19 protein-coding genes are annotated in these 24,267 nt (G+C 69.3%); 16 read left to right on the top strand and 3 right to left on the bottom strand.

Annotation, left to right across the window (positions count from 1 at the left end; genetic code table 11):
• The first annotated feature begins 8 nt into the window (after positions 1 to 8).
• Positions 9 to 767 carry an SDR family NAD(P)-dependent oxidoreductase gene (locus tag ACIPFH_RS19920; protein ID WP_401828020.1) on the top strand — a complete coding sequence of 253 codons (759 nt, stop codon included), beginning with the start codon at positions 9 to 11 and terminating at the stop codon, positions 765 to 767.
• 70 nt (positions 768 to 837) lie between these two features.
• Here ACIPFH_RS19920 and ACIPFH_RS19915 read toward each other — a convergent pair whose 3' ends face one another.
• Positions 838 to 2,040, bottom strand: a complete 1,203-nt coding sequence (locus ACIPFH_RS19915) for an IS701 family transposase (RefSeq protein WP_401828019.1) — start codon at positions 2,038 to 2,040, stop codon at positions 838 to 840.
• 255 nt (positions 2,041 to 2,295) lie between these two features.
• On the opposite strand from ACIPFH_RS19915, the gene ACIPFH_RS19910 reads away from it, so the two are divergent.
• The 3 genes from ACIPFH_RS19910 to ACIPFH_RS19900 all read left to right on the top strand — a co-directional run bounded on the left by ACIPFH_RS19910 (position 2,296) and on the right by ACIPFH_RS19900 (position 7,757).
• On the top strand, positions 2,296 to 2,883 hold the full coding sequence (locus ACIPFH_RS19910) for a TetR family transcriptional regulator (RefSeq protein WP_401828018.1): 588 nt from the start codon (positions 2,296 to 2,298) through the stop codon (positions 2,881 to 2,883).
• 260 nt (positions 2,884 to 3,143) lie between these two features.
• Complete coding sequence (locus ACIPFH_RS19905) at positions 3,144 to 4,619, top strand: LuxR C-terminal-related transcriptional regulator (protein ID WP_401828016.1); 1,476 nt, start codon at positions 3,144 to 3,146, stop codon at positions 4,617 to 4,619.
• Between the two features lie 804 nt (positions 4,620 to 5,423).
• Complete coding sequence (locus ACIPFH_RS19900; protein ID WP_401828015.1) at positions 5,424 to 7,757, top strand: M4 family metallopeptidase; 2,334 nt, start codon at positions 5,424 to 5,426, stop codon at positions 7,755 to 7,757.
• Between the two features lie 338 nt (positions 7,758 to 8,095).
• On the opposite strand, the gene ACIPFH_RS19895 is transcribed toward ACIPFH_RS19900, so the two are convergent.
• Positions 8,096 to 10,015 (bottom strand): ABC transporter ATP-binding protein, encoded by a 1,920-nt coding sequence (locus ACIPFH_RS19895; RefSeq protein WP_401828014.1) that lies wholly within the window; start codon positions 10,013 to 10,015, stop codon positions 8,096 to 8,098.
• Positions 10,016 to 10,362: 347 nt separating this feature from the next.
• Here ACIPFH_RS19895 and ACIPFH_RS19890 point away from each other — a divergent pair, with 347 nt between their 5' ends.
• From ACIPFH_RS19890 to ACIPFH_RS19860, 7 genes are all read left to right on the top strand, one after another.
• Positions 10,363 to 11,010 (top strand): HAD family hydrolase, encoded by a 648-nt coding sequence (locus tag ACIPFH_RS19890; protein ID WP_401828012.1) that lies wholly within the window; start codon positions 10,363 to 10,365, stop codon positions 11,008 to 11,010.
• Positions 11,011 to 11,981: 971 nt separating this feature from the next.
• Complete coding sequence (locus ACIPFH_RS19885) at positions 11,982 to 12,662, top strand: response regulator transcription factor (RefSeq protein WP_401828086.1); 681 nt, start codon at positions 11,982 to 11,984, stop codon at positions 12,660 to 12,662.
• Between the two features lie 657 nt (positions 12,663 to 13,319).
• Positions 13,320 to 16,067, top strand: a complete 2,748-nt coding sequence (locus ACIPFH_RS19880; protein WP_401828084.1) for an alpha/beta fold hydrolase — start codon at positions 13,320 to 13,322, stop codon at positions 16,065 to 16,067.
• A gap of 29 nt (positions 16,068 to 16,096) precedes the next feature.
• Entirely contained in the window at positions 16,097 to 17,017 is a 921-nt protein-coding gene (locus ACIPFH_RS19875) for an NAD-dependent epimerase/dehydratase family protein (RefSeq protein WP_401828010.1), read from the top strand.
• Between the two features lie 16 nt (positions 17,018 to 17,033).
• The gene (locus ACIPFH_RS19870; protein ID WP_359125260.1) at positions 17,034 to 17,438 is read left to right on the top strand and encodes a nuclear transport factor 2 family protein; all 405 of its coding nucleotides are present in this window, start codon (positions 17,034 to 17,036) and stop codon (positions 17,436 to 17,438) included.
• A 9-nt stretch (positions 17,439 to 17,447) separates the two neighbouring features.
• Entirely contained in the window at positions 17,448 to 18,365 is a 918-nt protein-coding gene (gene pheA / locus ACIPFH_RS19865) for a prephenate dehydratase (protein ID WP_401828008.1), read from the top strand.
• A gap of 4 nt (positions 18,366 to 18,369) precedes the next feature.
• Positions 18,370 to 19,050, top strand: a complete 681-nt coding sequence (locus ACIPFH_RS19860) for an FMN-dependent NADH-azoreductase (protein WP_401828007.1) — start codon at positions 18,370 to 18,372, stop codon at positions 19,048 to 19,050.
• Between the two features lie 402 nt (positions 19,051 to 19,452).
• Here ACIPFH_RS19860 and ACIPFH_RS19855 read toward each other — a convergent pair whose 3' ends face one another.
• Complete coding sequence (locus tag ACIPFH_RS19855) at positions 19,453 to 19,818, bottom strand: winged helix-turn-helix transcriptional regulator (protein WP_401828005.1); 366 nt, start codon at positions 19,816 to 19,818, stop codon at positions 19,453 to 19,455.
• Positions 19,819 to 19,974: 156 nt separating this feature from the next.
• Between ACIPFH_RS19855 and ACIPFH_RS19850 the strand changes: the two genes are divergently transcribed.
• The 5 genes from ACIPFH_RS19850 (at position 19,975) to ACIPFH_RS19830 (ending at position 23,675) form a co-directional block, all read left to right on the top strand.
• Positions 19,975 to 20,451 carry a luciferase family protein gene (locus ACIPFH_RS19850; protein ID WP_356262955.1) on the top strand — a complete coding sequence of 159 codons (477 nt, stop codon included), beginning with the start codon at positions 19,975 to 19,977 and terminating at the stop codon, positions 20,449 to 20,451.
• Between the two features lie 67 nt (positions 20,452 to 20,518).
• Complete coding sequence (locus ACIPFH_RS19845) at positions 20,519 to 21,448, top strand: NADP-dependent oxidoreductase (protein ID WP_401828004.1); 930 nt, start codon at positions 20,519 to 20,521, stop codon at positions 21,446 to 21,448.
• Positions 21,449 to 21,554: 106 nt separating this feature from the next.
• Positions 21,555 to 22,601, top strand: a complete 1,047-nt coding sequence (locus tag ACIPFH_RS19840; RefSeq protein ID WP_401828003.1) for a methyltransferase — start codon at positions 21,555 to 21,557, stop codon at positions 22,599 to 22,601.
• A 59-nt stretch (positions 22,602 to 22,660) separates the two neighbouring features.
• Positions 22,661 to 23,011 (top strand): DoxX family protein, encoded by a 351-nt coding sequence (locus ACIPFH_RS19835; protein ID WP_401828001.1) that lies wholly within the window; start codon positions 22,661 to 22,663, stop codon positions 23,009 to 23,011.
• Between the two features lie 13 nt (positions 23,012 to 23,024).
• Positions 23,025 to 23,675 (top strand): disulfide bond formation protein DsbA, encoded by a 651-nt coding sequence (locus tag ACIPFH_RS19830; protein WP_401828000.1) that lies wholly within the window; start codon positions 23,025 to 23,027, stop codon positions 23,673 to 23,675.
• The last annotated feature ends 592 nt before the right edge of the window (positions 23,676 to 24,267 follow it).

Genomic DNA, 24,267 nt, shown 5'->3' with positions numbered 1-24,267 from the left:
ACGGACGCATGACTCTGCACGGCAAGACCATCATGATCACGGGGTGCTCCAGCGGCATCGGCGCCGCCGCTGCCCGGCTCTTCGCCGCGGAAGGTGCCAACGTGGTGCTGATGGCCCGGCGGGAGGAGCGCCTGCGGCGCCTGGCGGAGGAGATCACCAAGAGCGGAGGAACCGCGGTGGCCGTGCCCGGCGACGTGGTGCGAGAGGACGACGTCGCACACACCGTGGCCACGGCGGTGGAGCGGTTCGGACGGCTGGACGGGGCTTTCAACAACGCGGGGTGGGCCTCGGTCGGGCGCCTGCTGCACGAGACGGACCCGGCCGATTTCGACCGTGTCATGGACGTGAACGTCCGGGGCGTGTGGAACTGCCTGCATCGCCAGATACCGGCGATGCTGGCCGACGGGCTCGGTGGCTCGATCGTGAACACCTCCAGCGTGGCGGGGGTTCAGGCCCCCGGCTCCGGGGCCCCGTACGTCGCCGCCAAGCACGCGGTGCTGGGGCTCACCCGTGCCGCGGCGGCCGAGTACGGGGAACGGGGCATCAGGGTGAACGCTCTGGTCGTGGGCAGCGTCAGAACCGAGCTCATGGAGGAGGTCCTCGACAAGGCACCCGAGTTGGAGCATCGCTTCGTCCACCGCTCGGTCCAGAAGCGGATGGCGGTGCCGAACGAGGTGGCCGAAGCCGCGGCCTGGCTGTGCAGCGGACGGGCCTCGTTCGTCACCGGCACCGCCATGGCGGTGGACGGAGGCTGGACTGCCGCCTGAATCCCGGCTCCGCCCCATCGGCCGGCAAGGCCCGCCCCAGCACGCCGTTTCCGTGCGCGCGGATCTTCCCTCACGCGCTGAGGCGCACCGCCGTCCGCCGCGACAGCAGGCTGTACGTGTACGCAGCGGACACCATCGTCATGTGATGGTGCCAACCAGGGAAGGAGCGTCCCTCGAAGTCCGTCAGCCCGAAGTCGTCACGCAGGAGCCGAACGGTGGACTGCACCACCTGCTGCCGACGCACCAGGGACAGCACATCGTCCACGCTCCGTCGGCGCAACGCGCTGATCCAGTACTGGGGCGGGGTCCGCCCGTCGGCGGAGTTCAGGGCGAGCAGCCGGTGGACGGGGCTCCCGGCAGCGTGAGCCCCGTCCTCCGCACCGGGCAGGTGAACCAGCGCGGAACGCAGTCGCATCTGTCCCGCGCCATCGGCGAACTGCGCCTCGGAGACCTGGCGTTGTCCCGCCCCGCCCTCCTCGATGAGCCGCTCGGCCGTTGAGATCGAATAGAGCGAGGACGGTGACGAGACCTCCCTGGACGGCGCCACGCTACGGGCGCCCTCCAGCACGGGCTGGTCGGGACGCACCCGAACGAGGAACTCCCTCCCGCCACGGGCCAGGGAGCCGGTGAAACGGGCGACGTCCCCGGTGGCCGTAAGGTCAGCCACGAGCGGCACTCGCTCCAAGCACGGCAGCGCGTCCGCGGTCTCCGCCATCTCCAGAGCCTGTTCCCATGCCGAGCCGGACCCGACCGCGTCGGGAATCCTCGCCTGGCGCCGCAGCGAAGCGTCACCACTCCATGCCGTGTCCAGCACGAGGCGCCAGTCCACGGGGATCGCCTCGCTCTCCGAGGCGAGGAACATGCCCACTCCGACCTGGCAGTTGACCGTGGCACCCAGCTCCGGTACGAAACGCCGGTGGACGCCCACCGACCGGTGTCCGCGCTTTTCGGACACGATCGTCCCGGTGACCCAGGCGCGCTCCGGCAGCCTGCGGGCCGCCACGCGGGCGAGAGCGGCCCGCGGTTCGCTCCAGGCCCACGGACTCGAGGTGATGAACTGTTGCAGCGCCTGCGCGGCGCTCGTCTCACACGAGACCTGCCGGGCGAGCCGCTTCATCGTCTTCCGGCCCGGTGTGCTCAGCAGGCCGCGCAGATACGCGTCGGCCCAGCGTCGCTGATCGACACGAGGCAGGCTGCCGAAGACCGTCTCAACGAACTCCGCCAGCGGCCTGCTGCCCGTCAACGATGAGCCTGCGATGCACTGAGTGAGCATGGTGTACCTGTCCCCCTTGAAGCGTTCCTGAGATCCGCGACCCGAGAAACATAGCAAACGTTCTCTTTCTTTTGCGACGAGTTTCGGCCGCGCCGCTCCCGCCACAGCAGGTCCGGCCTTGCTATGACGATAAGGAGATGGAAGGTTTTGTCTCAGTATTCGGAATTTCGCCACGCGGTCGCCACACGCACGTGCCGCAGCGCCGGCGGCCCGGGGCTGGACCCGCGCAGACATCCATCGCAGGAGAAGGTCGGAGTGAAGCAGGTAAGAGCGGTAAGGACACGACGCCTGATCCTCGAGGCCGCCGCCGGCGAGTTCGACCGCCACGGGTACGCCGGCACCCCCCTGGCGTGCGTCACGAAGTCCGCCGACATCTCCATGGGAGCCCTGACTTTCCACTTCCCCACCAAGCCGGATCTGGCGGACGCCGTCGAGTCGTCGGGCATCCAACTCACCCGGCACGTCGCGGGATGCGTCGCCGAACTCACGGTCTCCCCCTTGGCCAAGGCGCGTTCACTGGCTCTGTCGGTCGCGCGGCTCCTGGAGGAGTGCACCATGGTTCGGGCAGCCGCGCGGCTGACCCGAGAACGCTCGAACCAGAATGCGTGGACGAACGCCTGGCTCACCTACATGACCGAGCTGCTCAGCAGGGCACACGAGGAGGAGCGGTTGCGCAGCGAGGTCGTCCCGGCGGCTTTCGCCGAGTCGGTTCAGTTCCTCATCACGGGCATCGAGGAGTACGTCCGCTGCACCGCCCCCGGCTCGAACGGCGACTCGACGGCGGTCCGCCGTGCAGCGAGGACATGGGACCTGCTTCTGCACGGCGCACTGCCTTCAAACTGAGCCGGCCGACAGGCGACTTGGACTAGTAGGCACGACTTGGACTAGTAGGCACGACGTCCATCGCCGCGCTTGTGCCACCTCGCACCACGGGTGACAGTTTATTCGGCAACGATGCCGTCGAACGGCCGTTCGGATGACCGCCACCGTCGTCGCAGGCGACGCCCGTCCTGGCGCTCCTTGGCTGATCAGAGCACTGGCTCCATGACCCAGCGCTCCTCACTTCGCCGTCCAGCCCCCTCTCGACAGAAGGTGACCAACACGTGAAAGCAGTGCTGGAGGCCGGGACCCGCCCCTTGCACGGTCGACCGGCCGAGATCTCCGCGCTTCGTACGGCGATCCGCGCCCGGCACCCAGCGGGAAACCTGCACGTCTCGTTCGAAGGGACACCCGGCATGGGCAGGTCCCGGCTGCTCGCCGAAGCCGGAGCCATGGCGGAGGCATCCGGGGCCACGGTGGTCCGCAGCCTGTACGAGGACCCCGAAGAGTTCAACGGCCCTCTCGTCGTTCTCCTGGACGACACCCACTGCTCGGACACGTCCGACGTGAGACTGCTCGCGGACATACGCATGAAGGCCTCAAGCGTGCCGACCGTGTGGTGCACCAGCCGACGATGGGGCAGACCCAACAGCCCACTGGACGTCGCCCTGGCTTCCGCTGCGGGAGCACATCGGATGTTCCGGCTGGGTGCACTGGACGACCGGGCGGCCCAGGAGATGGCCCACGATCTGCTCGGTGTGCCACCGGATGCCGCGCTCACCCGCATGGTGGCTTCGGTGTCCGGCCACCCGAAGGCCCTGGAAGTACTCGTCGAAGGACTCCTGGACGAGGGAAAGCTGGAAGTCGGCGCGGTCGCGCGCCTGGTACATCCCGCCTTGCCTGAGAAGTTCGCCGGGCTGGTGCGGCGATATCTACAGGACTGCTCACGATCGGGCGCTCACATGCTCTCCGTCGCAGCCGTTCCTGGCACACGCCTGACGTTCGCGGAACTCGCCGAGATCCTGGGGGCGAGGCCATCGCATCTACTGCCGGATCTCCAAGAGGCCGTGTTGTCGGGCCTCCTCTGTGAGGATGAGGACGACGTACGGTTCACGAACGAACTGTTCCGGCGCGTCATTCTGGATTCGGTTCCCACGACGGCGCGAGCGGCGGTGCGCGACCAGATAGATCAGTACAGGGGAAAGCGGTTCGCGGCGACACCGGAAGTACCTTCCTCACCCGGCCGTCACCCGGCGGCCTACGTCATGGCCAAGCCCGTGCGAGGGCTTGTCGCAGCGCATCGGCCGAGCGTCAACACCGCTGTCTCCGAACCGGGCCACGCCTCGAATTCCGTCACATGCCTGAGCGACCGGCATGCCTGCCCCTCTGGCCACGCACCATCTCCAGCAGGGCATGACGCGTCCGAAGACGAGGAGGACGCCCCCGCCACGTGGCCGGAGTTCCCCGGCGCCCCGGTGAAAGCCGCGACCGCGTCCCAGGGATGGGACCGGCTGACGGAACGACAGATGCGCATAGCCGCATTCGCGGCGGACGGACTCACTAACAAGGAAATAGCCGAGCGCCTTTTCCTGTCACCTCACACGGTCAACTATCACCTGCGTAAGATCTTCCAAGCGATGTCGGTCCGCTCGCGAAACGAACTGATACGAATCATCCACGAGCCTCCTCCGCCGGCGAACCCTCTTCCGGATACCGGCCTGCGTCATGACGAGCTGCTCCGCAGGAGAGGAGCTGCGTGAGAATCAACGGTGCGACCGCGTCTGTTGCGAAGTCTCTTGACCTTGCCGGAGTGAAGGTCAGCTGAGGCCGAATGGCGTCGACGGTCTCGCGCAGGTCTTGCACCCGGACCGCCGTGCCCGGTCCGGTCCGGTCCGCCTCGCCCGCCAGGCGGTGAAGACCGGTTCGATCACGGCCCGGCGGGCGTCGGACATGTGACTGCGGTACGGACGACAAACACTCGCTTTCGCAACAGCCTGCGAACACACGGTGGTTGAGTCGCCCGACAGGTCGGCGGTGCGAGGCCCGCGTTCGATCCACCGGACCGGGCCGTTGCATGCGGTCGCGAGCGTTTCCCCGGCCGGCCCGTCGGGTCCGACACCCGCGGCACCCGTCGGATGCCACCTCGCTGAGCGGCGAGCCGACCGTCGTCGTGATTCCAGGCCGGAACACGGCCACGGCCGAAGGGAGACGCGTGCACCCGGGCCGCGTCCCGGGTCGCAGCGCACTCCGCCCGCGGATGCCGTGCCGCAGGGCGGGCAGGACGGATCAGGGCCGCTCGGATACGGCCAACCTTGCTGGTTAGCGCCGTATTGCCGCTTCGTAAAGCCACACGTGGGGGTGCCCTTGCCAATCAACGTCCAGCGGCAGCCGGTTGACCGATTTTCGGACATCGATCTCCGCAGTGGTGACACCATCCGAACGCCCTGAAACGATCTGTCCGCACTCGAGCGGCACCCGCCTTGTCTCCACCGCAGGCCCACAGCCCGCGGCTTCCCCCGTTTCCCGCCGCTGTCCGCCGACAGCCGGCGAAAGGAGCTGCCCGCATGACCAACTCACGCTTGGGAGTTCGCCGTTCATCCGCGCTTCCGCGCACAGCACAACAGCGCGGCCGGCTGGCGACCTCGTTCGCCGCCGGTATGGCGGTGCTCGCGATCACCGCTCCGACAGCCCAGCCCGCCTCGGCTCTGGAGAACGGCTCCAGAACATCGGCGTCCCGGCACATCGACGCCGAGCCCAGACCCGGGGCGCGCGGCGTGACCCTGTCCCGCGCGCAGCGCGACCAACTGCTCGACCACGCCGCCGAGTCCGCTCACGACACGGCCCGCGATCTCCGTATGGGCAGCAAGGAAGCGCTGGTCGCCGAGGACGTCGCGAAGGACGCCGACGGCACCGTGCACACGCGCTACTCCCGCACCTACGCCGGCCTCCCGGTGATCGGCGCCGACGTGATCGTCCACGAGCGCGCAGGTGCGCAGAGCGTGACACGCACGACGCCCCAGGCGCTCTCGGTGCCGACGACCAAGGCCGTGGTCTCCTCGGCCGCGGCGAAGAAGGCCGCGCCGGCGGCAGCCGACGAGCAGGGATCGCTCGCATCCGAGCGTGCGGACTCGGCGCGGCAGGTCGTCTGGGCGGCGGACAACTCCCCCCGACTCGCGTGGGACAACGTTGTCACGAGTGTTCGTGAGGATCGCACACCGAGCCGTGTCCATGTGATCACCGATGCCGTCACCGGCGCGCGTCTCGCCTCCTACGACGACATCCAGGCCGGCGAGGGCCACAGCCAGTACAGCGGAAAGGTCCCGCTGGCGTCGAAGCGCGACGCGGACGTCTTCCAGCTGGCCGACCTCCAGCGCGGCAACCACCGCACCTACGACGTCACCGGAGGCGTCCGCACACTGGTGACGGACGCCGACGACGTGTGGGGCGACGGCAGTCCGGCCACGGCGCAGACGGCAGCGGTCGACGCCGCCTACGGAGCCCAGCGGACCTGGGACTTCTACCACGACCGTTTCGGTCGCAACGGCATAGCCGACGACGGTGTCGGCGCCGTCTCCAACGTGCACTACGGCACCAAGTACGCCAACGCGTTCTGGGACGACCTGTGCTTCTGCATGACGTACGGCGACGGCCTTGACGGCCAGCGCCCACTGACCGAACTGGACATCGCCGCACACGAGATGACCCACGGCGTCACCTCCGCCACCGCCGGCCTGATCTACACCGGCGAATCCGGCGGGCTCAACGAGGCCACCAGCGACATCATGGGCACCGCGGTGGAGTTCTTCGCGGGCAACGCTCAGGACACGCCCGACTTCCTGCTCGGGGAGCTCGCGGACGTCCGCGGCACCGGCAAGCCCCTGCGCTACATGGACCAGCCCTCCAAGGACGCCTCCGCGAAGGGAACGTCACAGGACTACTGGACCGCCGGGACGAAGAAGCTGGACCCGCACTTCAGCTCTGGGCCGGCCAACCACTTCTTCTACCTGCTGGCCGAGGGCAGCGGCCGCACGACCGTCAACGGAGTGGCCTACGACAGCCCCACCTACGACGGCAAGCCCGTCGCCGCCCTGGGCCTGGCGAACGCCACCAACGTCTGGTACCGGGCGCTGACCCGCTACATGACCAGCACCACCGACTACGCCGGCGCCCGCACGGCCACCCTGCAGGCGGCCGCAGACCTCTTCGGCACCACCAGCGACGCCTATGAGGCGGTCGGCAACGCGTGGGCGGCGGTCAACGTCGGTCCCCGCTACGTCAACCACATCGCGGCCGACGCCCCCTCCACCCGCGACGCTGCCGTCGGCCAGCCCGTCAGCCGGCGGATCACCGCCACGTCCACCCGGCCCGGCGCGCTCACCTACGCGGCCACCGGACTGCCCGAAGGCGTGACCCTCGGGGCGGCCGACGGCCGTATCACCGGCACACCCACCCGCGCCGGGACCTTCACGGTCGCTGTCACCGTCACCAACTCCGCGGCGGAGAAGCTCGACCTGCCCTACACCTGGACGGTCCTGGCCTCCGGTGGCGACCACTTCGTCAACCCCGACCGCCACGACATCCCCAACTGGCAGACGATCGAATCGCCGCTGCGCGTCACCGGCCGCCCCGGCGCCGCCCCCTCGGACCTCAGGGTCACCGTCGACCTGGTCCACGACTTCATCGGGGGCCAGATCATCGAACTCGTCGCCGAGGACGGCACCGTGCTCCTGGTCAAGGACTTCGTCTGGGACACCGGCACCGAGCTGCACGCCACTTTCACGGTCGACGCCTCCGCGCTGCCCGCGGACGGCGTGTGGAAGCTGCGCGTCACCGACAACACCCCGGGGATCTTCACCGTCGACCCGGGCTACCTGGACCGCTGGAGCATGACCTTCTGATTCTGCGCCGCCGCCAGGGGGACCCGGGACCGGCCCGCACATCACCGGGTCCGCCTGCCCACCCCGGGCATCGAGCCGACCTCCACGAAGCGTTCCTGAAACGCGTGGGAGCGACAGACGGGGGCGAGCGTTTCGGATCAGTGGGCACTCGCGTCATCGTCGACAGCGACCTCGTGATCGACTGAGAAGGATCAGCCTTCCTCCCGTGTGCTCCCGGACCGCGTCAGCCGGTCCGGGAGCAGCGGTGGTCTTCCCCCCGGCGCTTCCGGTTCGCCGTGTGCGACGGACGTATCAGCGTGACGCCGCCTGCCGTCGAGGATGTCCGGGAACCGACTCGGTCATGTGGACCCGGTGCTCGTACGAACGTGCGACGACGTCCTGCGGTCCCCGTCCGTCGCCGGGTCGGCCGGTCCGGACAGCCCGCTGGAACCGGCTCCTGGGAGCAGGCGTCCGAGGGCCGACTCACTGCTTTCGCCGAGGAAGCCACCCGACTGGTGCTTCCACAGCTTCGCGTAGGCACCGTTCGCCGCGAGCAGCTCCTCGTGGGTGCCCTGCTCGACGACGCTTCCGCGATCGAGGACGACGAGACGGTCCATGCCGGCGACGGTGCTCAGACGGTGGGCGACCACGAGGGCCGTACGCCCGTCCATCAACCGCCACAGGGCGTCCTGGACAAGGAGCTCACTCTCCGAGTCCAGCGCGCTGGTCGCCTCGTCGAGCAGCAGGACCGGGGCGTCGCGCAGGATGGCCCTCGCGAGGGCGACGCGCTGGCGCTGGCCGCCCGAGAGCTTCACTCCCCGCTCCCCCACCAGAGTGCCGAAGCCGTCGGGAAGTTGGTCGGCGAACTCCGTGACATGCGCGGCCGCGGCCGCCGCGCGGATCTCCTCGTCGGTGGCACCGGGCCGGGCGAAGGCGATGTTGTCCCGCAGGCTGCGGTGGAACATGGCGGGTTCCTGCGGGACGTAGGCGATCAGTGAGCGCAGGTCGGTCTGACGCAGCCGGCTGATGTCCTGGCCACCGATCAGGATGCGTCCGTCGTCGATGTCCGACATCCGCAGCAGGAGCCGGGTGAGCGTGGTCTTGCCGCCGCCGGACCTGCCGACCAGACCGATCCGTGCGCCTGCGGGCGCGTCCAGCTCGAGTCCCCGGAAGATCGGCTTCGCGCCCGTGTGGGCGAAGGTCACCGCCTCGAAGCGGATGCCCGTGTCCCGCGGTGCGAGCGGTTCGGGATCCGTCGGGTCGAGCACGGTGGGCGGATCCAGCAGCAGCTCCGTGAACTGCGCGGCCTCGGTCATCGAGTTTTCCAGACGCCGGTAGATCTGGTTGAACTCGAACATGATCTGGGTCGCGTTGGAGTAGTAGGTGAAAGCGACGACGACCTCCTCCACTCCCTGCCCCGGGCCGCCGAAGGCGATGGCGACCAACAGGCCCAGCACGTTGGTCAGCACGGACAGGGGGGCGATCAGGGTGTCGACGCGCAGATTGCCGTAGTCCCACGACCTCAGCGTCAGCCGCCGGGAGTCCGCGACACGGATGCGGTGTTCGTCGGCCTCCCGCCGCTCGGCCGCGAACGCGCGGATGGTCTCCATGTTCATCAGGCTGTCGGCGACATGACCGGAGACCCGGGCGATCGCCGCCTCACGGTCGTGGACGAGCCTCTGCCGACGACGGATGAGCGGTGTCGCGGCCACCACGGTCAGCGCGATCATCACAAGAAGGCCGCCGACGAGCATCGGTTCGTAGCTCCACAGGACCACGGCACCGAACACCAGGGGGACGAGGCTGCCCACGATCCGGTACGTCACCGTGTCGACGAAGTCCTCGAAACGCTTGCCGAAACTGAGCACCCGTTTGGTCAGGGAGCCGGCGAAGTTGTCATGGAAGAACGCCGCGTCCTTGGCGAGGAGTTCGTCCATGCCGCTCACGTACAGGTTTTCCATACCGAGGGCGTCCACGCGATTCAGGCAGTGCTGCCCCACCCGCCACACAGCCTCGGCGAGCAGCAGCGTCACGCCGAATCCCAGCACGTACGGCAGCGCCGAGCCGAGGGTGAGACCGCCGTCGGCGGCTGCCTGCCCTGCCAGTTTGGCGATCAGCAGGGGGGCGACGTAGCGGATGCCGATGTTGCCCACGGCCGGCAGCAGCAGCGCGGGCAGGGCCAGTCGTCGTAGTCGCAGCAGTTCCCGGCCGTAGCGGCGCAGCGCCAGAACGACCGCGCTCCTGCCCGGCGTCGGCCCTCGCGTGTCTGTTGTCCCCATCACACTCCCGGAGGTTCGGAAGTCGGAAGTGTCCCGTCGAAGGAGGTTCTCAGTCCAGGCATTTACCGCGGACCGGCGATAACCGGACACCGCTGCGTGCAACGGGCCCGACGGACGTGTCCAGTGGTGAGCTTGCGCAGTACGCTGCGCCGCTCGGCCGACCCCGACGAAATCGCGCAGCCGCCGCCCGGCTGCTGCTGCGAGGGCTTCGAGCAGAGGTTCGGCGGCCTCCACTACCCAGTCCGGCACAGCCGGGTCGTGGGTGGGGAGCGGGGCTCGGAGGCCGTGTCGACCCTGGACCGGAAACCCCCTGCTCCGAGGTCACCGGCCGTGTTCTACTGCCGATCATGCCGTTGCTGATGCTGGACCTCGACAACACCCTGGTCGACCGCGACGCCGCCTTCTCTGACGCCGTCACCGCATTCCTCGCCGAGCACCGCCTGCCCGACACCGACCTCACGTGGGTGGTAACCGTCGACGCCAGTGGCTATACCGCCCGACACGATGTCGCCACTGCCATGACCGACCGGTACCGGGACATGGTGCCTGCCACGGCCATCCAGGCACTGCTTGACCATGGCACCGCCGATCGCGTCGTGCTGACCGCCCCCTCACGCAAAGCCTTGGACAAAGCGCAGGCCTACGGCTGGACCTGCGTGATCGTCACCAACGGCCGCACTGCCCAACAGGAAGCCAAGATCCGCCGTACCGGACTGGACCAGCTCGTCCAGGGCTGGGTGATCTCCGAGGCAGTTGGCCGCAAGAAGCCCGACCCGGAGATCTTCCAGGCTGCCGCAGCAGCCGTCGGAGTGCCCCTCACCGGCGCATGGGTCATCGGCGACTCCGCGCATGCCGACATCGCCGGCGCCAACGCGCTCGGGCTTCGCAGCGTGTGGGTGTCGAACGGGCAGCCGTGGCTCCAGGGCTCCTACCAACCCACCCATGTCACCGAGGACGTCGCCACCGCAATCGACTGCGTCATCGCGGCGAGATAGGGCACGACTCCTTCGGCGACTCCGCCAGGCCGAACCCGAGGAACCCTTGCGATCGGGGTGACGTGGGCGGACGAAGCGTGTCGAGCGCGCCCACGGCCGCAACGGTACGGGCCGGGCCGCGACGCAACCGTTCTCCCGCGCACCACCAGGACAGCTGGACGTCCGCATCCCGTGGATGCATGCCCAGGCCATGCTCGGCACACGGGCCACGCCTGCCACAGACCGCTCGGCGACTCCGGTGCCGGGACGGCCCGTCGGCAACCGACCGAGGCAAAACCGCCCGTCCGTGCTGTTCACATGGCAATGAGGGCCGGTATTCCAGGTGGCCGGTAAAAGAATTGCAATATTCCGCTGCACGCTTGAATTGGCGAGCACTCGGTCATTCCTGTACGAGGGAACTCCCGCGTTCGCTGGGAACACGGGTGTTCGCGCCTCTTTTCGGCCTTCCTGGGGTCGGAATCCGCCTCTTCCTGGGCATCGGACCGATGGCCGCAAGGTCATCGCAGACAGCAGTGCGGGAGTGCCGTGAACGCCGTTGACCATTGGGTTCCAGCCAGCGCTACGGGTGCGATGCCGTTCCGTTCGGTCGTGTACATGCATAGGGTGCACGGCGATCGTCCGGGTATCCGTCCCATGCTGCGGTACGAGCGGTCGGGAGGGAACGAATCGCTGGTTGCGGGCATTTAGAATGGCTTGATCCGCTCAGGGCGGCGTTCCCGTTCGTCCGGTATTCTCCAAGGGTTCGCAACCGGAGTGTGCCATTCCCATTGACTCGTTCGACATAGCTCGTTTACGCCATGGATCTTTGACAGTCGGAAGAAGGGGTTTTTAGACTCGGCGAGTTCTGTGGCCCTGCCCGGTCGGGGGTCTTGAGAGCCAGACGAGCCTTGGGGGAGAGGATGAGTCAGCGTGCACCGGAACTGCCAGTTCTGGCGAATACCGGGTTCGCCGCGGGAGCCGGAACGGCCGTCATGCCGCCGGCGATGGCGACCGAGGCCTGGGGGGTCCTCGTGGTGGAAAGCGATGTGCAGTACTCGGATTCCTTGGTCCATGGTTTGCGCCGCCATGGACATGAAGTGAACGTGGTCGAGCGGGGCGGGATGGCGCTCCAGGTGTACGGGCACGCCGATCTCGTCCTGATCGACCTGGAACTGCCCGACCTGGACGGGCTGGAGGTCTGCAGGGCCATCAGGACCGTGTCCGACATTCCCATCATCGCCCTGACCGCCCGGGGCACGGAACTGGACCGGGTCCTCGGCCTCCAGGCCGGGGCGGACGACTACATGGTGAAGCCGTACGGGTTCCGGGAGCTGATGGCCCGGATGCAGGCGGTGATGCGGCGGGCCCGGCCCGCGCCGCGGCCCGTCGACGTCATTTCGCACGGGCCGCTCAGGATCGACGTCGGCTCCCGCGAGGTGAGCCTGTACGGAAGACCCGTCCTCGTCACCCGGAAGGAATTCGATCTCCTGCATCTGCTGGCCTCCCATCCGGGCAGTGTGATTCCACGAAATCGCCTCATGCAACAGGTGTGGGGCGATTCCTGGTCTCGGCGGACCGTCGACACACATGTCAGCAGTCTGCGAAACAAACTGGGTGCCAGTGACTGGATCATCACCATCCGGGGAGTCGGGTTCAGGCTCGGCAACGGGTGAGTTCCGAATCAGCCACCCGAGACCTTAATCATTTGCGTTCATCGGTTGTCGAGGACAATAACTGACGCCTGACCAACAGAAAAGGAACAGAAAATATTGGCGGGGCGGGGCGGAGCGCCGCCCCGCCCCGAGTGCTGTCCGCGACGCCCGCGCCCCACTCCCCGTCCGGTGGTCCGGTCCGACCTTTCGCCGACCACTCTCGCGCGACCTGGGCATCTGACATTTCTCTGACACGGATCTGAGCCGGAGCCCACACACTCGCACGCGATTTGTGAAACCTGACGAAGCCCTTGCACCCAGGTCTGTTGCAACAGGTACCCGCCCCCCGGAGGCTGGGTGTCATGGCCCTGTGCGTCGACTTTCTTCGTGCAATGGGGGCTCGGTCGACCACTCAGTAATCAGCTGCCGGGAACCAGGGAGCCGCGTGTTGCGCTGTCCGTCCATTCCGGGTTCCGCCTTCGCGAAACGCCGCCGGCCGTGTCCTGCCGCCGGTCCGCCGCACGGCCCAGAGCCCACGCCGCACTGACGGATCCTTCCCGACCACAGGTGCGCGGCCGCCCGCCACCGCGGCCGCAGGCGTCACCCGGTGACGTCCCCGACCACCGCCCCGTGGCGCGTGTTTCCTCGCGAGCGAGAAGAGAGGGCATCGACATGACCATGGCCATTTCCTCGACCCGGAACATCGCGGACCTCCTCCTGCGGGCCGCCGAGCACCACCCCGGGTCCGGCCTCCTCTACCAACAGGGCGTCACCGGACCCGACGGCTCATGGCTCCAGCGCTATCCCGAACTCGTCGACGAGGCGCGGCGGCTGCTCACCGGCCTACGCGACCGGGGGCTCGCCCCACAGGACAAGGTCGTCCTGCTCCTGGAGCGCCCGCAGGAGTTCGTACCCGCCTTCTGGGCCTGCCTGCTCGGCGGCTTCGTCCCCGTCCCGATGGCACCCCTCGGCGGCGACCCCGAGCGCTGGGCCGCCCAGCTCGGCCATGTGAACACCCTCCTCGACCAGCCTCTGGTCGTCACCACCGAGACCCTCGCGGCCGAGCTGCCGCACGTGGAGGGCCTCGGCGTCACCCCGCTGTCGAGCCTGTACGCCAACGACCCCGCCGACCTGCTCCACCAGGCCGCGCCGGAGGACACCGCGCTCCTGGTACTGACCTCGGGCTCCACCGGCAACTCCAAGGCCGTCCGGCTCACACACGCCAACCTGCTCGCGTCCATGGCCGGCAAGAACGGCTACCACCGGCTCGGACCCGACGACGTCTCCCTCAACTGGGTCTCCTTCGACCACGTGGCCGCCCTCCTGGAGTGCCACCTGCTGCCCCTCTACGCGGGCGCCACCCAGCTGCACGTCGAGGCCGCCCTGGTCCTCGGGGAGCCGCTGGAGTTCCTGCGGCTGATCTCCCGGCACGGCGTCACCATGACCTTCACCCCCAACTTCCTGCTGGGACTGCTGAACGCGTCCGCGGACCGGCTCGAGGAGACCGGGCCCGTCGACCTGTCCCGGCTGCGCCACATCATCAGCGGCGGCGAGGCCGTGGTCCGCACCACCGGCGAGACCTTCCTGCGCCACTTCGCGCCCCACGGACTGCGCCCCGACGCCCTATGGCCCGCCTTCGGGATGACGGAGACCTGCGCCGGCTCCGTCTACTCCCAGGCGTTCCCGGCCTCCGACCAGGGCAAGGAGTTCGCCAACCTGGGCACCGCCGTCGAGGGCCTGCTGCTGCGCGTCGTCGACGAGCACGACCAGGAGCTGGGCGAGGGCGAGACCGGTGAACTCCAGCTCGCCGGGCCCATGATCACCCCGGGCTACTACAACAACGCGCAGGCCACCCGGGATGCCTTCACCACGGACGGCTGGTTCCGCAGCGGCGACCTCGGCCGGCTCGACGACGGCCGGCTCACGCTCGTCGGCCGCAGCAAGGACAGCATCATCGTCAATGGCGTCAACTACTTCAGCCACGACATCGAGACCGTGTTGGAGCAACTGGACGGCGTCGCCCGCTCCTACGTCGCCGCGTTCCCGACCCGCGCCCCGGGCAGCGACACCGAGCAACTCGTCCTCGCCTTCCACCCGGAGACCGAGGACGGCGACGAACTCGGCCTCTACCGGGTGCTGTCGGCGATACGCTCCGGTGTCGTCATGCACTGGGGCTTCCGCCCCGCACTGATCCTGCCGCTGCCCAAGGATGCCTTCCCCAAGACCAGTCTGGGCAAGATCCAGCGCTCCCTGATGCGCAGGAAGCTGGAGGCCGGCGCCTACGAGCAGGTCACCCGGTCCGTCGCCGACCTCGTCCTGCGCCGTCTCGGCGGATACACCGCGCCCGAGGGCGAGACCGAGCGGATCCTCGCCGGGATCTACGCCGAGATGTTCGACACCGACCCCGAGAAGCTCAGCGCCAGTGCCAACTTCTTCGATCTGGGCGGCACCTCGCTGGACATCCTTCGGCTGCGCAGCATGGTCGCCCAGCGGCTCAGCGCGCACGACCTCCAGATCATCACCGTGCTGATGGCCCCCACCGTCCGTGAGCTGGCCGCCCGGCTGGGCCAGGACGAGGCAACCGTACGGCCGTACGACCCGATCGTCCCGATGCAGGTCGTCGGCGACAAGACACCACTGTTCTGCGTCCACCCGGGCGTCGGCGAGGTCCTCGTCTTCGTCAACCTCGCCAAGTACTTCGTGGGCGACAGGCCGTTCTACGCACTGCGGGCGCGCGGCTTCAACTCGGGCGAGAAGCCCTTCGAGAGCTTCGAGGAGATGGTCGCCACCTACGTCGACGCGATCCGCGCCAAGCAGCCGCACGGCCCGTACGCCGTCGCCGGGTACTCCTACGGCGCCGCCGTCGCCTTCGAGGTGGCCAAGGTCCTTGAGGCGCAGGGCGAGCGCGTCGACTTCGTCGGCAGCTTCAACCTGCCCCCGCACATCAAGTACCGGATGCAAGAACTGGACTTCGTCGAAACCGCCGCCAACCTGGCGTTCTTCCTCGCGCTCATCGACAAGAGGCAATCCCTCGACCTGCCGGGGCAGTTGCGCCACCTCTCCCGCGAGGAGCAGCTCGCGCACTTCATCGACATCGCACCCAAGGCCCGGCTCGCCGAACTCGACCTGACCCTTGAGAAGTTCACCGCGTGGGCCACCCTCGCCGACGGGCTCACCGACCTGGGCCGCACCTACGCGCCGAGCGGCTCGGTCCGTTCGATGTCCGTCTTCTACGCGATCCCGCTGCGCGGCACCAAGGAGGACTGGCTGAACAACGAGCTGAGCCGGTGGGACGAGCACTGCCCCGACGTCCGCTACCTGGACGTGCCCGGCGAGCACTACACCCTGATGGGCCCGAACCATGTGGCCGTCTTCCAGTCGATCCTCCGCAAGGAACTCGACCGCGCGCTCGGCGACGCCGGCTGACACCCGACCCCACAACGGAGGAGAGCACGATGCACGGCAAGAAGATCCTGGTCACCGGAGGCACCGGACAGGTGGCCGGACCGGTGGCCAAGTCCCTCGCACAGGACAACGAGGTCTGGGCGCTCGGCCGGTTCGGAACCCCCGGCTCCGAGAAGGCGCTCACCGAGCACGGCATCACCACGTTCCGCTGGGACATGGACGACAGCGGCGACGACGGCCTCAAGGGCCTGCCCGAGGACTTCACCCACGTCATCCACTCCGCCGTACGGCGCGGCGAGGACGGCGACTTCAACACCGCGATCGAGGTCAACACGGTGGCCACCGGCAGGCTGATGACCCACTGCCGCACCGCCGAGGCGTTCCTGTACGTCTCCACCGGTGCTCTGTACGCGCGCCAGACCCTGGAGCACGCGTACACCGAGGACGACCCGGTCGACGGGGTCGCCGACTGGCTGCCCGTCTACCCTGTCGCCAAGATCGCGACCGAGGGCGCGGTCCGCGCGTACGCCCGCACCCTGCGCCTGCCGGCCGTCATCGCCCGTCTCAACATCGCTTACGGGCCCGGCGGTTACGGCGGTGTGCCGATGCTCTACTTCAAGCGGATGCTGGCCGGCGAGCCCATCCCGGTGCCCGTCGAGGGCCAGAACTGGTGCTCTCTGCTGTACACCGACGACCTGGTCGACCAGGTGCCCCGGCTGTGGGAGGCGGCGTCGGTGCCGGCCACCCTCACCAACTGGGGCGGTGACGAGCCGGTCGGCATGACCGACTGTGTCCGCTATCTGGAGGAGCTGACCGGGGTCGAGGCGAAGCTGGTGCCGAGCGAGATCACCCGGGAGACGTACCAGTTCGACCCGACGGTCCGCAGGCGGCTGACGGGCCCGTGCAAGGTCGGCTGGCGCGAGGGCATCCGCCGCACCGTGGAGTCCATGTATCCCGAGTACGCGAAGTGACGAGGAGACACAGCCCGTGAAGACGCAGGAGAGCAACCTCCACCTGATCCACGCGGCGTACCAGGCGTTCCACGCCCGGGACGTGGACGCGTTGCTGGCCGTCCTCTCCGAGGACGTGGAGTGGATCCATCCCGAGGGGATGCGCGAGTACGGCCTCGGCGGCACCAAGGTGGGCCACGCCGGCGTCAAGGAGTTCCTGGCCCATGTCCCCACCGTGCTGGGCGGCATGCGCCTGCACCCGATGGAGTTCGTCCAGTCCGGCGACCGGATCGTGGTCTTCGGCGTACGGGACGTCACCTCGCACTCCGGGCATACCGAAACCCTGGACTTCGTGCACTCCTGGACCCTCCAGGACGGCAGGGCCGTCCGTATGGAAGACATCTTCGACACGGTTCTCTTCCACCGCCTGATAGAGAGCTGACGGCCCGTCATGACGTACGCCTATCTGGGCCCGGAGGGCACGTTCACCCAGGCGGCGCTACGCCGGGTCGTGCCCGCCGGGCGGGACCGCCCCTTCCCCACGGTCCCCGCGGCGCTGGACGCGGTGCGCCGCGGGGACTGCGCGGCGGCCGTGGTGCCCCTGGAGAACTCGGTGAAGGGCGTGGTGCCCGTCACCATGGACCAGCTGGTCTCGGCGGAGCTGCACATCACGGCGGAGGTGGAGGTGCCGGTGACATTCGCGCTGATGGCTCGGACCGGCATCGAACTCCCCGCCGTGACCGAGGTGTTGAGCCATCCGCACGCACTCGCCCAGTGCGCGCGCTGGTTGGCGGAACACCTGCCCGAGGCGCGCGTGCGGCCCGCGGACTCCACGGCTGCGGCCGCGCGCGAGGTGGCCGAGACAGCGTCAGAGGCGGGGGTCGCCGCCGTCGCGGCCCCACTGGCGGCGGACCTGTACGGCCTCACGACCCTCGCCACCGGCATCGGTCAGCGGGCCGGCGCGGTCACCCGGTTCGTCTCGGTCGCCCCGGCGTGGTTCCCGCCGACGCGAACCTGGCTGGACCGCACCTCCCTGATGGTGAACCCCGGCGACGGTCCCGGTCGGCTGATCGACATCCTCAGCGAGTTCTCCTCCCGGGACATCGAGGTCAGTCGGCTCCACTCCTGGCCCACCGGCGAACGCCTCGGCAGCTACCGCTACTTCATCGACGTCGACGGCCACATCGAGAACCCACCCGTCCGCGAGGCGATGTCCGCGATCGCCGGGCTGGGCGCGGGGGCCCGCTTCCTCGGCAGCTATCCGCGCTGGGAGCGGCGGCAGGAGGAGCCGGTCCGAACGGGACCGCCCGGCATCCGCCCACGTCCCCACCTCCCGTCCCTCGACCGACCACCCAACCCAGGAGTGTGACCTCGTGCCCACCCTTATGCACCTCGACACCAGCCCGCGGATCGGGTCGACCACGCGGCGGGTCACCGCCGAGTTCGCCGCGTCCTGGCGGGCGGCCAACCCGGAGGGGACACACCTCTACCGGGACCTGGCGGCGTTGCCCGTGGCGCATGTCGACGCCGAGCAGATCGCGGTGATGGACCGGCTGGAGAGCGGTGAGGTGCGCGACCTCGACGAGGCCCGTGACGCCGCCGTCACGCCCGAGGAGAAGGCGAGTTGGGCGCTCACCTGGGAGCTCGTCGAGGAGGTGCGGGCCGCCGACACACTCGTCCTCGGGCTGCCCATGCACAACTTCCAGCTGCCCGCCACCTTCAAGGCGTGGTTCGACCGGCTCGTGATTCCCCCGCTGGTGGTCGACCCGGCGACGGGCACCGGCCCCCTCTCCGGCAAGCAGGTGGTGGTGGTCACGGCCCGCGGCGGCGCCTACGGACCGGGCACGCCCCGGTACGGGTACGACTTCCAGGAGCCCTACCTCAAGGCCGCGTTCAGCATGGTCGCCCTCGCCGACGACCTCACCTTCCTGCACGCCGAGATGACCAAGTCCGGCCATGTGCCCCGGCTCGCCGGGTTCCAGGACAGGGCCGCCACCTCTCTGAACCAGGCCCTCGCAGGGGCACGCCTCCACGCTCAGCGCGTCCGGGTCTGACGGTCCGTCCCCGGCGGCGCCGTCGTTCCCTCCGCGCCCTCACCACCGTCATCCCCGCTGCGGGCACCGCACTCCGCTCGCACCCACTCCGAATCCTGAGGTTCTGCCCTGAGCACAACAGAAGCGGCGGGCACGTCGGTGCCGGCGGCCCGCGGGCCGGGGCCCGCGTCGGACCCGTGCCGGGCGACACCCGGCGCGCTCTCCCGGCCGGCCGGCAACGACCGCTTCCACGCCGCCGTGGTGCACATGATCGCCGAACGCCTCGCGTGCACCCGGCGGGTGGGCGAGGCGGCCCACCGGCTGCCGCCTGTCGCCCCGTCCCGCGATCGCCCGGCTGCGGCACATCGCCGAATCCGCGGACCGGTGACCGGATCGGCGGCGGGAACGGCCGGGGCCTGGCGGCTACCGGGCGTCGTAACTGCGGCGCGACATGCCGATGTACTCCCGGTGGCGCTCGGACCACTGGATGAGCGAACTCACCTCCTTGGAGAGCGTATGCCCGACCGGGGTCAGCTCGTAGTCCACCCGGGGCGGCGTGCTCGGGGTGACGGTACGGATGACCAGGCCGTCACGCTCCAGGCTGCGCAGCGTGAGTGTGAGCATCCGTTGCGAGATGCCGTCGATGGAGCGCCGCAGATCCGAGTAGCGCCGTGGTCCGCCGCCGAGCAGCGCCATGATCAGAACGCTCCACTTGTCACCCACCCGGTCCAGCACGTCCCGCAGTCGACAGGTCGTCAGATCCTCGCTGACCTGGTTGGGAACATCCATGTGCGTAGCGCTTTTTGAGGTGCCGTCTTCTGCCACCCCAGCAGGATCGCCCAGAATGCCGACGAGAACAAGAAGTAACCAGCGCACTGTATGTGCGTGACTCCGGCACGCCGTGGAGCGCTGCCGCGAAGCCGAGTCGAGGACCCGAGGAGAATCATGGCCGTCGAACCGAGCGCGCTGAGCGCTCTGCCTCCCCGCAAGGGGCCCCGGCCCGCCACGACCGGCCGGGAGATCCCGCACGACCAGCTCGAGGACTTCTCCCCGCCGGAGATCCGGGCCGCGCTGATCACCCGTGCGGAGGACCTGCCGGGCGTGTTCATGACTCAGAGCCAGGTCTCGGAGCCGTCCTCCCTGGCGCTGCGCCTGAACAAGCAGGACCGGGCCTTCGAAGCGTTCCTGCACCCGTCGGTCGACGAGTTCGGGCACATCCACCGTTCCGGGTTCATGCACCTCACGGTGCCGATGGAGTCGCTCGGCCCGCTGACCGAGCTGGGCTGGGTCGAGCCGCATCCGATCTCCCGGCGGCCGGAGTTCCCCAGCAGCATCGTCATGCTCTACGCCCCGCGCGACGCCGACGAGCTGGAGGTCGTCGCGACGGTGATGCAGGCGTCGTACGAACAGGCCGTGCGCTAGCCGACACGGCAGCCCACGGCCCGGACGATGTTTCTGACCATTTATCAGAAAGTGAGTGAGATTCTCCATGCGCGCAGCAACCATCGAAGGTTTCGGCACCAATCCCGCGGTGACCGAGGTGGCCAAGCCGGAGCCGGGGCCGGGTGAGATCCTGGTCAAGGTGCACGCCTCTTCGCTGAACGGCTTCGACGGCGCGGTGATCTACGGCGTGTTCAAGGACATGCTGGAGCACAAGTTCCCGGTCACGCTCGGCAAGGACTTCGCGGGCACGGTCGAGGCGGTCGGCGAGGGCGTGGCACGCGCCGCCGGCGACCGGGTGTTCGGCGTGGTGATGAAGCCGGTCGTCTCCGAGGGCGCCTTCGCCGAGTACGTCGTGGTCGCCGAGGGGTACGGCATCGCCGCCGTTCCGGAGGGCCTGGACCTCGAACGGGCCGGAGCGCTGGGCCTGGCGGGCACCGCCGCCGCCAACGCCGTCGACGCGATCGCGCCGAAGGCGGGAGACACGGTTCTCGTCATCGGCGCCACAGGCGGGGTGGGCGCTTACGCCGTCCAGTTGGCCGTGGCGGCCGGCGCGACGGTCGTCGCCACCGCGAAGCCCGGTGCCGAGACGGAGTTCGTCAGTGGCCTCGGCGCGGCGCACGTGGTGGACCACACCGGCGACCTCGCCGCGCAGGTCCGTGCGATCGCACCGAAGGGCGTGACGGCCGTCGTGCACCTGGCCGGTGACCCGACGCAGCTCGTGGAGCTGCTGGCCGACGGCGGCCGGCTCGCCTCCACCCTGGGCTTCGGCCCCGAGCAGGCCGGACGCGGTGATATCACGGTCACCTCGGTGATGGCCAACCCCGACACGGCCACGCTGGACCGGCTCGCCGACGCCGCCGCCTCGGGCGCCCTCCAGGTGCCGATCGGCCAGACGTACCCGCTCGACTCGGTGGCCCAGGCGGTGGGCGCGTTCGGCGCGGGCACCGTCGGCAAGATCGCCATCTCCGTCGCCTGACCCGACGCCGACGGCCGTGCGCGGCACCGTCGCCGCGCACGGCCGCAACGGCCGGTCCCTGCCCATCCTCTCGCTGCCCTCACCCTCGAGCCGCCCGGAGACTGCCATGGATGCCACCGCCCGCCCCGAGGAACCCGGTACCCACCCCGACTTCGACGGGATGTTCCAGATCGTCACCAGCTTCTGGGTGGCACGGACGGTCCACGCCGCCGCCGAACTGGGCCTGCCCGACCACCTCGCGGACGAGCCCCGGACCGCCGCCGAGCTTGCCGCCGCGACCGGCACCGACCCCCGCTCCCTGACCCGGCTGCTGCGCGCCCTGGCCGGTGTGGGCGTGCTGCGCTCGGACTCCGAAGGCAGGTACACGACGACCCTTCTCGGCGACACCCTGCGCTCGGACGTCCCCGGTTCCCTCACGTCCTTCGTCCAGATGGAGCTGGGCGAGGCCCACCACGCCACCTGGGGGATGCTGGTGGACTCCGTGCGGTCGGGCGAACCGGTCTTCGAGCGGGCGGTGGGCAAGAAGATCTGGCAGTTCTTCGAGGACACCCCCGCCATGAGCGCCCACCTCGGCAAGGCGATGACGGGACTCACCGCGATGGTCGCCGACGCCGTGCTCAACGTCTACGACTTCGGCCCCCACGAGCGGATCGTGGACGTCGGCGGCGGCGAGGGAGGCTTCCTCGCCTCCATCCTCACCGCCCACCCCCGGGCACACGGCGTCGTCCTCGACCTGCCGCACGTCGTGGCGCACGGCCGCGAGCGGATCGAGGCCGCGGGCCTCGCGGACCGGTGCGAACTCGTGGGCGGCGACTTCTTCGAGAAGGTCCCCGAGGGCGGCGACCTCTACACCATGAAATGGGTCCTGCACGACTGGGACGACGACGCCGCCGTCGAGATCCTCAGGTCCTGCCGACGGGTCATGGGCGAGAACGCGCGTCTGCTCGTCGTGGACACGGTCGTCCCGGACGGCGACGGCTTCTCACCCAGCAAGATCATCGACCTCAACATGATGGTGCTCAGCGGCGGTCAGGAACGCACCGCCGACGAGTTCCGTCGGCTCCTCTCGGCGGCGGGCTTCACTTTGACCCGCATCCTGCCCACCCGCTCCCCGAGCAGCGTGGTGGAGGCCGTCCCCGCACCCATCGCCTGACGTTCCGTCACTCATTTGTCACGTCCCCGTTTATTTTCGAACCGCTCCAGGAGTTCCCCGTGTTCATCGCCTATGTCGTCTTCGCGAGCCTGCTCGCCCTCACGCTCATCGCCTCCGGCAGAGCCAAGCTCGTCCGGGATGAGAAGATCACCGAGGGGATGCACAAGATCGGTGTGCCGGACAGCTGGTTCCCGCGGCTGTCCGCCCTGGAGATCGCCGGCGCGCTCGGCCTGATCGTCGGCATCTTCTACCGGCCGCTGGGCATCGCCGCCAGCGTCGGGATCATCGGCTACTTCATCGGCGCGATCATTACCCACCTCCGCGCCAAGGACACCAAGGGCCTGCCGATGCCGACCGTCCTGATGGTGGTCGCGGCGGCTCCGCTGCTGTTCGGCATCGCGACGGTCTGACGAGGGAGAGCTCATGTCCGACACGTCGAAGTCCCCGATTCCGGTCGACTTCTGGTTCGACCCGCTGTGCGCGTGGACCTGGATGACTTCCCGCTGGCTGCTGGAGGCGGCGCGCTCGCGCGACCTCGACATACGCTGGCATGTCATGAGCCTGGCCATCCTCAACGAGGGCCGGCTCGACGGGATCCCGGAACAGTTCCACGACCTGGTGGGCCCCAAGGGCCTGCGCCCGGTCCGGGTGATCGTCGCGGCCCAGCAGCACTACGACGCCGACGCGATCGCCCGGCTCTACACGGAACTGGGCACCCGCTTCCACAAGACGGGCGAGGTTCCCAGCCCCACCCTCGAGGCCATCGAGGCCGCGCTGACGGCGGCGGGGCTCCCGGCGGACCTGATCCGGTACGCCGACACGGACACCTACGACGCCGAGGTCCGCGCCTCCCACGAGCGGTCCCAGGCCGCGGTGGGCGAGGAGTCGGGCAGCCCGGTGATCGAGGTCCCCGACGGGACGGGAGAACGGCGCGCCTTCTTCGGCCCCATCCTCACGCCCCTTCCCAAGGGGGAGGAAGCCGCCCGTCTCTGGGACGCGCTCCTGCTCGCGGCCTCGGTCCCGGCCTTCGCGGAGTTGAAGCGGGCACGGTCGGGGGGCCCGGTCTTCGACTGAGGAGGTGGCCGAACCGGGGCCTGGACTTCGACCGAGAGGACGGACGCGCCGGGCCCTGCCTCCGGCCCAGAGATCGGACGCACCGGGCCCCGCCTCCGGCCCAGCAAACGGCCAGGGCGAGGCCCAGCCTTCGGCCCGGAGAACGGACGCGCCGGGGACCGGTCTTCGGCCGGGACCGGTCTTCGCCCGTGGGCGCGGGACCGGGCCGGAGACGACGTCCCGCCTCCCCGAGCCGGCGGTCCGCGCATCCAGTGCCCCACCCAGGTCACGGTTCCGCGCCCCTCTGCGTCGGTCCTGTCGAGGCACCCCACGCGACTACGAACGTGCCCCGCGGCCCTGCAGGCCGCTACTCGGGGCGGCGCGCGGTGGTGAACCGGCGCGGGTAGGCGGCGGGGCTGATGGACATCTCCCGCGCGAAGACTCGGCGAAGACTCTCGTAACTCGGGAAACCCAACCCAAGGGCGCCGTCTGCGTCGCGGTGTGCCCCTGGTCGAGCAGTGACTTGGCGATGTCGAATCGGATCGTCTCGACGTACCGGGCCGGCGTGGTGCCCAGCTCCTCCTGGAACAGCCTCGTGAGGTGACGCGTACGG

Origin of the sequence: Streptomyces sp. NPDC088157, from assembly GCF_044741545.1 — a bacterium.
GTDB lineage: Bacteria > Actinomycetota > Actinomycetes > Streptomycetales > Streptomycetaceae > Streptomyces.
This window is presented reverse-complemented; position numbering and strand designations above follow the sequence as displayed.